This window comes from Vibrio neptunius (assembly GCA_019339365.1).
In the GTDB taxonomy this organism is placed as follows: Bacteria; Pseudomonadota; Gammaproteobacteria; order Enterobacterales; family Vibrionaceae; genus Vibrio; species Vibrio neptunius.
The window spans coordinates 2,808,223-2,820,293 of sequence record CP079859.1 but is presented as its reverse complement, the minus strand read 5'-3'; the positions used below and the strand labels follow the sequence as shown (position 1 = coordinate 2,820,293).

General features: G+C 45.4%; 2 protein-coding genes. One reads left to right on the top strand and one right to left on the bottom strand.

The window, feature by feature from the left end; genetic code table 11:
• Positions 1-2: 2 nt before the first annotated feature.
• Positions 3-10,154, bottom strand: coding sequence for an amino acid adenylation domain-containing protein (locus tag KW548_13215; GenBank protein ID QXX06074.1), 10,152 nt, complete (start codon positions 10,152-10,154; stop codon positions 3-5).
• A gap of 683 nt (positions 10,155-10,837) precedes the next feature.
• Here KW548_13215 and KW548_13210 point away from each other — a divergent pair.
• On the top strand, positions 10,838-11,566 hold the full coding sequence (locus KW548_13210; protein QXX06073.1) for a 4'-phosphopantetheinyl transferase superfamily protein: 729 nt from the start codon (positions 10,838-10,840) through the stop codon (positions 11,564-11,566).
• The last annotated feature ends 505 nt before the right edge of the window (positions 11,567-12,071 follow it).

Below are 12,071 nucleotides of genomic sequence, written 5' to 3'. Positions count from 1 at the left end.
GATTACAGAGTCATCCTTTTACCTGATTTTTCCAGTTGATGTTTTTGTAGTTGACTAGCTATTTCTCGATGAAGTGCTTCAATCGATTGAAAAGAAAAGAGGAGGTGTACTTCTAATCGATGAGCACACTGCAATACCGAGTTGATTTTGGCCATCACTCTGGCGGCCAGAATTGAATCGCCTCCGACTTTGAAGAAGTTGTCGCGAATACCAATTTTTTCTATACCCAACACATCTTGCCAAATTTGGCACAACTGGAACTCAAGTTCATGTCTCGGCGCAACATAACTTTCCTCTGCAATATGAGTCGGCTTTGGAAGAGCACTATGGTCAACCTTGCCATTAATCGTAAGTGGCAAGGTATCCAATGTGACAAAGTCTTTCGGGATCATGTAATCAGGTAATTGAAGTTCCAGAAGTTGCTTCAAAGACGAAGTGGATAAGTGCTTTGAGTCAACAAAGGAAACATAGGCGACGATCTTTTTGTGACCATGATCTTCAGACAAACACACGCTAGATTGTTTGACTTCGGGAAATGCATTTAAGATTGACTCTATTTCTCCCAGCTCAATACGGTAGCCTCGTATCTTAACTTGTGAGTCTTTGCGGCCAAGGAACTCCACCTTTCCATCTGATAACCAACGTACAATATCTCCTGTCCTATACATTCGCTCGTCTGCTTCAACAAAAGGGTTAGGTATAAAACTTTCCCTCGTAAGCTCGGGACGATTAAAGTAACCACGTGCTACTCCAACACCCCCAATGTGTAGTTCTCCTGGAGCCCCGATTGGCAATGGCATTTGATTCTCAGAGAGGATATATATCTGTATGTTATCGAGCGGCTGGCCAATGCAATCAACCGAAAGATCTCGACCGTCGTAAAAGCTATTAAGAGTCGTTACCGTTGTTTCCGTTGGACCATATTCATTAATCAGTCTCTCTCCCCACGTTTGTTTTAACGTTGAGGTACATTTATCGCCTCCACTGATAACTCGTTTAATTGAACGTAGATCTGACAAAGTACTGAGCTCCGCGAGGTATGCCGGAGTGGTATGAATGTGCGTAATGTTGTGTTTAGCAACGTTGTCGTAGATAAGACTCGGATCACCAACGACTTGCTTAGAAACCACTATTAATTGTGCCCCAGACAACAGAGTCATGAAGACTTGTTCAACCGATGCATCAAATACAAAAGAAGAAAGTAGTAACACACGCTCCTGATGAGAAAAATGAAACGCCTTGCGTTGAGAACAGACTAAATTCATGATGGAATGTTGTTCAATCATCACGCCTTTAGGTTGCCCAGTGGTGCCGGATGTGTACAGTATGTAGGCAAGGTCACTCGGTGACGAGTGCTCCGGGAGGTTGCTGGTTGGATGCTGCGCAAAAGCCGCGGCATCATCGATCGCAAGAACAGACGGGGGAGTATCTAACGCCGACGTCCACTCTTCCAGTTTTGGTGTCAGCGCCTGCTGAGTTAGCACGATTGACGTCTGGGTATCTTGAACCATGAATAGGGTTCGTGCCTGTGGAAACTCAGGTGCCACAGGCACATAGGCTGCTCCCGCCTTAAGTACAGCCAGTATAGCCACCACCATTTCCAGACTGCGCTCAAGATAGAGCATCACTGGCGTATCGGGCTCTAGTGGGCGCCCATGCATATGCTGGTAGTTTTCCCGGATGGCATAAGCGAGCTGGTTAGCACGATGGTTAAGCTCCTGATAGGAGAGCTCTTGATGCTGGAAAATCAGTGCGGTGGCATCGGGAGTTCGCTCGACTTGTTGTTCAAAACATCGGTGTAAAGTGAGGTGCTTTGGAAACTCGCACTGGGTCTGGTTCCACTCAACCAACAGGGTGTGCTCGTCTTGCGGTGACATACAAGGTAACTCGGCAAGTGACTGCTGTGGGTTGGCGACAAACCCCTTAAGAACCTGCAGATACATCGATGCAAAACGCTCAATGGTTGACTTCTCAAACAAGTGGGTTGAAAAGTTCAATACGCCGCTTAAGTTGCTTTTCGCGTCGTCGATGGCTAGGGTCAGGTCAAATTTCGCTGCGGTATAGAACGCATCAGTGCCTTGTGCATTGAGCGGCTCAAATGGCAGTGATCGAGACGCTCTCCCAAAGCTCTGTAACATGAACATCACTTGAAAGATAGGGTGACGAGATAAGTCTCGTTCTACGGCAAGCTCATTGACGATGCGGTCAAAAGGCATATCTTGATGCTGTTTTCCATCAAGTACTGTTTGTTGTACTTGTCGTATAAGACGCTGCACTGTCAAGGTCGGTGTGACATGATTTCTGATCGCAATCGTGTTGGCAAACAACCCAATGATGGAGTGGGTTTGCTCGTTGTGCCGATTATCTGATGGGGTGCCAATGACAATATCTTTCTGTCCAGACAATGTCGCTAAAGTGACGTAGAAGGCACTGAGCATAACGGTGTATAAGGTGGTTTCTTCTGATCTCGCGAGCTCTCTGAGCTGGTCAGACAAAGCAGCACCAAGAACAAACGCGTATTCGTCACCGTCATAGCGGACCTGTGTAGGACGCGGCATGTCAGTAGGCAGTGACAGATTTTGATAACCTTTCAAATGATCTGACCAGTAGCTACTGAGTGAGGTTATGTTATCACCCGTAAGATAGTCACGTTGCCACTGAGCAAAGTCTGCGTACTGGATAGAAAGTGGTGGCCATTGAGGCTGCTGCTGCTTGCTGAGTGCAGAGTACGCACATGACAGCTCATCGAGGAAAATCTCGGTAGACCATCCATCAAATGCAATATGATGCCAAAGGAACAGCAAGTACTTCTGCTCACCTTGGATATAATGGTGAAGTCGGAACGGGTACGTTTGGGTTAGGTTGAAGGGCTGTGAGATATCACCCCTAATGATAATGTCTAGATCCGCTGATGCGTCAATCGTCGCTGAATACAGCGGGATGGTGCCAGGTACGTAGCGTTGAACTTCTCCGAGCTCGGGATGCTCTTCGTAGACGGATTTTAAGATCTGATGGCGTTCTGCTATGGCTTCAATAGCAGAAAGCATTGTCCCCATGTTGATTCCATCGGTAAGTTGAACAAGATATGGCAAGTGATAGGCGTCGGTGCCACTTTCAAACTTTTCAATAAACAGCATGCTCTGCTGTGCAAATGAAATAGGAGACAAGACCTCACCGCGTGAAACGATTTGTTGCTCAGAGTTTTCGGTGCAGGCATCGGCTAAATTACGAATTGTTTTTTGCGTAAAGAGATCAGTCAACTGGAAGCTTATATTCGCCTTTTTCTTTGTTATTGCAAGTAATCGAATCGCAGAGATCGAGTTACCTCCAAGTCGGAAAAAGTTATCTTCGACACTGACTTGATCCACCCCCAGGACCTCTTGCCAAATCTCACATAAAGTGCGCTCTAGTGGCGAGGAGGGCGCGACATATTCACGTGTCGAGTGAATGTTAGGGGCTGGTAGGGCGTTGCGATCAAGCTTGCCATTGATCGTGACGGGAAGCTTATCCAAATAGGTGTAGCTTACCGGCAACATGTAGCTCGGGAGATGCTGTGACAAAGTTGAAGCCACGGCTTTCTCATCAAGTTCCTTTTTACTGTGAGTCACAATATAAGCAGATAGCGCGGGCTGTTCCTCAACCTCAGTAACAGTGACGACGGCATGTTTGACATCTTCGAGCCCTGCAAGCCTTTGTTCTATTTCCCCAAGCTCAATTCGTAAGCCACGAATTTTCACTTGGAAATCATTGCGGCCTAAGTACTCTAGGTGCCCATCAGGGAGCCAACGAACGAGGTCACCAGTCTTGTATAAACGCGGGGCTTGCCCATCAGTGTCAAAAGGGTTGGGAACAAAACGTTCTTGCGTTAGCTTCTCACGATGAAGGTAGCCTCTCGCAACGCCAACCCCGCCAAGGTATAGCTCACCCGGTGCACCCACTGGAACGGGTTTGCCTTGTTCAGATAAGACATAGAGCTGAATATTATCAATAGGCTGACCAATCGGAACACTGGTGCCTTTCAGCTTCTGACAGTCATAGTAAGTCACATCGATGGACGCTTCTGTTGGACCGTATAGGTTGTGAAGCTGGGCCTGAGGATGGCGTACTTGTTTGAATAAGTCACAATGAGTAGCAGAGAGCGCCTCGCCACTGGCAAAAACCCAGCGGACTGATGCTGGCAGCGAGCGGTCTTGCTCAGCTAAAAACTGGCCAAAAACCTGCAGCATCGAAGGTACGAAGTGCAGCGTTGTAACTTGATGTTGAACTATCTCCTGACAGAGTTGCTGTGGGTCCTTATGGCTATCTGGCTCAGCCATCACGATGGCCGCACCAACCCAGTTGGCCCAGAGCAGTTCCCATACCGAGACATCGAAGACGTAAGGCGTTTTTTGAAGCACGCGGTCGGCTTGGGTTAGTGGATATTGCTTCTGCATCCAGTGGATGCGGTTGACGACCCCATCGTGCTGTAGCATCACGCCTTTAGGTTGCCCAGTGGTGCCGGATGTGTACAGTATGTAGGCAAGGTCACTCGGTGACGAGTGCTCTGGAAGGTTGCTGGTTGGATGCTGCGAAAAAGCCGCGGCATCATCGATCGCAAGAACAGACGGCGGAGTATCTAACGCCGACGTCCACTCTTCCAGTTTCGGTGTCAGCGCCTGCTGAGTTAGCACGATTGACGTCTGGGTATCTTGAACCATGAACAGGGTTCGTGCCTGTGGAAACTCAGGTGCCACAGGCACATAGGCCGCTCCCGCCTTAAGTACAGCCAGTATAGCCACCACCATTTCCAGACTGCGCTCAAGATAGAGCATCACTGGTGTGTCGGGCTCTAGTGGGCGCCCATGCATATGCTGGTAGTTTTCCCGGATGGCATAAGCGAGCTGGTTAGCACGATGGTTAAGCTCCTGATAGGAGAGCTCTTGATGCTGGAAAATCAGTGCGGTGGCATCGGGAGTTCGCTCGACTTGTTGTTCAAAACATCGGTGTAAAGTGAGGTGCTTTGGAAACTCGCACTGGGTCTGGTTCCACTCAACCAAAAGGGTGTGCTCATCTTGCGGTGACATACAAGGTAACTCGGCAAGTGACTGCTGTGGGTTGGCGACAAACCCCTTAAGAACCTGCAGATAAACCGATGCAAAACGCTCAATGGTCGCTTCCTTAAACAGATGTGATGGAAAACTAATCCTTGCATGAAGCTCTGGCTTGCTGTCATCAATGGACATGCTGAGATCGAACTGCCCATCATTCACAAACTGATTCATGTCAAACTGAGCAAGGTGATGAATTTCTTCACTATCCTCCGGTTGGACTTTTTCAAATGGTAGCCCTGACTGTTCTAATGGGTTTTCAAAGTGCTGGACAGTGAATAGAACCTGACAAACAGGGTGTACATTGGGCTCTCGCTCAATACCGAGGGCACTTACTATCTGATCAAAAGGCTGTTCTTGGTTAGATTTGCCGGCAATCACATTGTCGTGCACTGCGCCAATAAACTCATTAATACGTTGGTTTGGGTCGATAACTGCTCTGATTGCCAAAGTATTGACAAAGAAACCGATCAACGACTGGGTTTGTACGTTATGTCGATTGTCTGATAGCGTGCCAACCACAATGTCATTCTGTCCTGAGGTTATGCCTAAAGAGATGTAAAATGCACTTAACATAACGGTATACAAAGTGGTTTCTTGCGTCTTGGCCAGCTCCTTCAATTGCTCACTTTGTGCTTGATTCAGTCGGAAGCTGAATTCTCCATTGCTCAATGGTGCAAGGCTGAGCGATCTGGCTGAGTCCAGAGGTAGCCCCAATTTGGATGAACCTGACAAGTGTGAGATCCAGTAATCTAGCGACTCACATGAGGCTGATGAATCGAGATTATCATTCTGCCATTGTGAGTAATCGGCGTATTGGATTTGCAGATCAGGTAAGGCAGTAGAAGTATTGAATACTTGGTCATTGTAAAGGGCGGTTAATTCACTCAGTAACAGATTCGTAGACCAACCATCGAAAGCAATATGATGAAACACTACAAGTAGATAGTGTTCTTGGTTAGATTCGTATAAACGTACTCTCATTGTGGAGTCATGAGCAAGATCAAAGGGATGGTACATATCTCTCTCTATCTGCTCCGCTAACGAGTGCGGTGTCTCGCATGTATCCAATTTATGGTCAAAGCTTGCTACCCTTGGGTATTGAACATATTCACCTTCGTTCGATTGGCGGTAAACTGTGCTCAAAATTTCATGGCGCTCATAGATACGTTCAAGTGCTTGAATTAGATATGTCTTATTTGCGTCATGGGAGAGCTTAACCAAAAAGGGCACGTGTGACGCTTTTGAGTTTGGATGAATCTGCTCCATAAAAAGCAATCTGCTCTGAGCTGAGGACAACGGTACTGAGCCTTGTGTGCAATTTGGAATGATAGTGACCGTTGTATTAGATAAACGTGAAGTGAGCGCTAAAATATTTTTACTTTCAAATAGAAGAGCTAGTGATAGTTCGATACCCAACTGTTGTTTTACACGAGCAATAAGTCGAATAGCAGAAATAGAGTTACCCCCAAGACGGAAGAAGTTGTCATTAATTCCAACTCGTTCGATACGCAGCTCTTCTGCCCACAATGTACACAATTTTGACTCTAGATCATTTCTTGGAGCGACATAATCATCTGAAGATGAAAAAGAAGGTAATGGTAAGGCTCGTCGGTCTAACTTTCCGTTAATTGTCGTGGGGAAGTTAGGTAAACACATAAAGGCTGAGGGCACCATGTAATCGGGAAGAGAGCTACTCAAGAAACTCTCCAGCTCATGGTCAGATATTTTGTGCCTGTGAGCCTGAGGAGTATTCGCAACGTCAGCCAAATTGAATGTACTGATAGGAACGATGGTGCTCCAGACATCTATTTTGCTTTGGCTAAAGTAGAGCTGGTAGGTCGCTGGCTGATTGTTTTCGGTTTCCAGCAAGACTTTGAGGTGGTAACTTTTTTGTGCAGCGAGCTCAAATAACTCTTCCAACGAACGTATGGACTTTGTCTTAAGATCCGTTTTTTGTTGAGCGTAGCACCAATCTTCCCAGACTCTAGCATTTGGGTAGCCTAGAACCGCTATATCCCTGTTTGAAGATGTCAATAATGTATCGAGAGATAGATCTGGTGTATAAGCAATCGTATCAAATGAAGCCGTATTGGCGCTCAACTCTGAATTCACCACACAACGGGTATCGATGTGCAGTATAACGTCGTAGCGGAATCGGTTCATTTCATGGTCAGCATTCCCCCGCTTTGGCAGAATTTCTATATTGCGGATATGTGAATTCTGTTGGTATAGATGGAAAAAATACTCGGGAGAAATCAGTAGTTCTGTTTCAGTATCAAAGCAATGCTTACATTCCGCTTGGATTTTTGCACTGGACCATGAAGGATGTTGGTAGCGAATGACGGATTTGTAGAACGTTTCTGCCAGTCGATAATCTCGAATATCTCCAATCATCACAGTGCCGGTACCGCGAATTGTTGAGATAGCGGATTGCAAGACATCCGATAAGTAATCAATATTTGGAAAGTACTGTGCTACAGAGTTTATTATCACCGTGTCAATATCATTTCTCTGACAATGATCTGTGACTTCATGAGCTTGGCAAACTATACACTCAACCTTATTACTCAGATCACTAGAATCTAGCTCTTTGGAGAGACGCTCAATGACCGTCGATGAAAGGTCGGTTGCAGTATAATGCGTGACCTGATTGACTAGCCCGTAGAGCAATAACCCTGTTCCGCAACCAATCTCAAGAATAGAGGCGGGTTTTTGTTCTTTAATTCTTTGAACAGTTTCATTCACCCACTCCTTCATCTGTTCATGTGGGATAGATTCTTGAGTATAAGAACTATTCCATCCCACCAAATCAAATTGTTTAGTCTGTGGTACCCCACCGTAGCTGTGATCATAAATGTTTTGCCACATAGAGATCAGTTCGGCGTCATTAAGGCTGTGGTGAGCTTTTTTATGGGTATAGTAAGCGACTATTTTCGGTGTCTCTTTCGTAGAAACAACGTTGACACAACATGCTTCGATTTGCGGGTGAGCAGCAAGCCTTTGTTCTATTTCCCCAAGCTCAATTCGTAAGCCACGAATTTTCACTTGGAAATCATTGCGGCCTAAGTACTCTAGGTGCCCATCAGGGAGCCAACGAACGAGGTCACCAGTCTTGTATAAACGCGGGGCTTGCCCATCAGTGTCAAAAGGGTTCGGAACAAAACGTTCTTGCGTTAGCTTCTCACGATGAAGGTAACCTCTCGCAACGCCAACCCCGCCAAGGTATAGCTCACCCGGTGCACCCACTGGAACGGGTTTGCCTTGTTCAGATAAGACATAGAGCTGAATATTATCAATAGGCTGACCAATCGGAACACTGGTGCCTTTCAGCTTCTGACAGTCATAGTAAGTCACATCGATGGACGCTTCTGTTGGACCGTATAGGTTGTGAAGCTGGGCCTGAGGATGGCGTACTTGTTTGAATAAGTCACAATGAGTAGCAGAGAGCGCCTCGCCACTGGCAAAAACCCAGCGGACTGATGCTGGCAGCGAGCGGTCTTGCTCAGCTAAAAACTGGCCAAAAACCTGCAGCATCGAAGGTACGAAGTGCAGCGTTGTAACTTGATGTTGAACTATCGCCTGACAGAGTTGCTGTGGGTCCTTATGGCTATCTGGCTCAGCCATCACGATGGCCGCACCAACCCAGTTGGCCCAGAGCAGTTCCCATACCGAGACATCGAAGACGTAAGGCGTTTTTTGAAGCACGCGGTCGGCTTGGGTTAGCGGATATTGCTTCTGCATCCAGTGGATGCGGTTGACGACCCCATCGTGCTGTAGCATCACGCCTTTAGGTTGCCCAGTGGTGCCGGACGTGTACAGTATGTAGGCAAGGTCACTCGGTGACGAGTGCTCCGGGAGGTTGCTGGTTGGATGCTGCGCAAAAGCCGCGGCATCATCGATCGCAAGAACAGACGGGGGAGTATCTAACGCTGACGTCCACTCTTCCAGTTTCGGTGTCAGCGCCTGCTGAGTTAGCACGATTGACGTCTGGGTATCTTGAACCATGAACAGGGTTCGTGCCTGTGGAAACTCAGGTGCCACAGGCACATAGGCCGCTCCCGCCTTAAGTACAGCCAGTATAGCCACCACCATTTCCAGACTGCGCTCAAGATAGAGCATCACTGGCGTGTCGGGCTCTAGTGGGCGCCCATGGATGTGCTGGTAGTTTTCCCGGATGGCATAAGCGAGCTGGTTAGCACGATGGTTAAGCTCCTGATAGGAGAGCTCTTGATGCTGGAAAATCAGTGCGGTGGCATCGGGAGTTCGCTCGACTTGTTGTTCAAAACAGCGATGTAAAGTGAGGTGCTTTGGAAACTCGCACTGGGTCTGGTTCCACTCAACCAACAGGGTGTGCTCATCTTGCGGTGACATACAAGGTAACTCGGCAAGTGACTGCTGTGGGTTGGCGACAAGTCCTTTAAGAACCTCTAAGTAGCAAGTTGCGAAACGCTCAAGTGTTTCTCGTTCAATCAATGTGGAATTACAACGCATCTCAACGATTATTTTCTGATGTTGTAGTTGCACAGAAAGAGTGATATCGAGCGATGTTAGTGTTTTATGTTCTGGAAAAGGGGCATCAAGCCCTACGAACAATGCTTGATAAATCGGGTGTCTATGACTGTCACCTACTTCAAGTTCTTTAGACAAACTAAAAATATCTGCGCATTCAGGTAATAATCTTCTAACCTGATTTATACGTTTAAGTAAGGTCGAAACTATCAGATCTGATTCAATAACCTGCCTTATTGGTATCGAGGTAGCCCTATCTCTTTGTTCTCCAATAACGAGATCTTTTTCGCCCGTTTGAGTCGCGAGAAAAACAAAGAAAGCGGTCAGAAAAATTTCGTCGTAAGATGTATTCAGCGACTCACATAGCAATGTCAATTTACTAGCTAAAGAGGGTGCTACCGATATTGATTGACATAACATGTTCTCTCTAGACTTTACATCGCCTAACATTTCAGTAAATAGGTTGAGATTTTGATGCCCTGTCAGATGGTCTCTAAGTATGTTTAAATTTCTATCGCTACTGTCTTCACATGACGGAAAATAATGATTTTTCATGCCAAATCCTTGGAAGTAATTCATTGTGATCAAATGCTTAAATTTAGATTAATCCTGGATCTCAGAGTTAACTTAAAACTTCTTAATTAGTGATTGTTAAATTTTGCTTAACGTGTGATTCAATATGAAAATTTAGATTGTTAGGTTCATACCTCACACCAAATATAAAGAATGCCATTTCGTTTATGAGTGAGAATTAAAGCAACTCAAATTGTTGGAGACGAATCAGCCCTTCTTTATTCGCAAATAAATAGACACACTTTTTTTGGGGAAGGTGAGGCGAGGCAATGAGGTGACAAGATCTATTGATCATTAATGGCATGGTTACATCCTAGCTACTATGCTTCTGCGTTATCTAAATTTACCGTTTTGATAACTGAAAATATTGATTGACGTTATTTGTTATTTGTATGCTTTCTAGTGATCCAAGACTATTTTCAAGTGCATAGCATGTAAGTGCATGTGCAAAATAATTTATTGATATAATGAGATTAGCAACTAATTGCACTTGAAATTTTATGAAACTCTTACAAAGTAGAGTAGTTTTATCAATTATTATGTTAGTAAGTTTGATAATGATCACACTTAAAATGTGCAATTAACCTTTCCACCCAGAAAAAAAATTCACCTTGATTTAAAAAGGCATTACGCTACTTTTTTATTTCTATTTATAAGATTGGCTTATGTATCGTGATCTCTTGGTTGGCCCACTGGACTTACCTGCAGTAGACCGTTTCCTTTCACGCATTGAGTTCTATGCCGCGATGAAAGGCAGGGCTTTCTTGTGTCAATGTGAATTTCATGTCATGAATAGTGGGGTTGCAGAAGAGCTGAACATTGCTATTCCTGAATCCATAAGGAAGAGCGTACAAAATAGACAGGCGGAGTTTATAGCTGGACGATACATGGCAAAATTGTGCCTCGAAGCATTATCGGTCGTTGATTTTGAGATTGGCATCGGCCCTCACCGTGAACCTCTGTGGCCTGACAAACTTGCTGGTGCTATTTCTCATGCTAGTAATAGGGGGATCGCGCTTGTTGCAGAAAGGACATCCTACCAATTCGTCGGAATAGATACTGAAGATTGGCTCGATGCAGAGACAGTCGAGCAGGTTTGGTTAGATATCCATAATGAAGGCGAGTTAACTCTTTTTAGAGAACAAGGAGTGAGCTTCAACATAGCAACATCGATTATATTTTCAGCCAAAGAAAGCTTATTTAAAGCAGTTTTCCCATACGTTGGTTGTTATTTTGGGTTTGAAAAAGCACGAGTGATTAGTTTTAATCAAAGTGAACAGTCAGTGGTGTTGGTACTTGATAGTTCAATTTCCCAGCACGGTTTAGCGCAGCGGATTTTTAAGAGTCGATATTTTATGAATGAATCAGGTGTTACGACCGTAATTTTAAGTTAGCATTTAAAAATCCATCAAACTGATTTTGGCTACTGTATTGTTTAGCTTACTTCATCAATACTGCTCACCAAGTTAAGAAGTTTCTCACACTTGGAGTTGTCCATGAATTGTTTATTTTCAATGTTCGAAACTAATTATTGACCACTTTCGTACCGGCATGATTTGCGTAGACGCAGCAATTCCCCCATTGTGATTCGCGTTGATTGCTGCGGGAACAAGGTTGGTGGTTCTGTCGCAAATCTAGTTAGAGGTGCGACAGTCCCATCCGACAGATACAATTATGCAGCGAGTGGGTAAAATCGCTCAAAGGCTGTCTGGTCTTCAACATCGTCCACACTTCACGCCCATGTAAACTGGCCAAAGATCCTTCCGTTGACTTCCGACCTAGCGCTTGATGTGTTTTCTTCTTCACCCAGCGGTGACTCTGTTCAACGATATTGTTCAGATATTTAATGTCCAAAATCTCTACCAATGAGAGCATGTACTGGTCTAATAGAGTCGGACA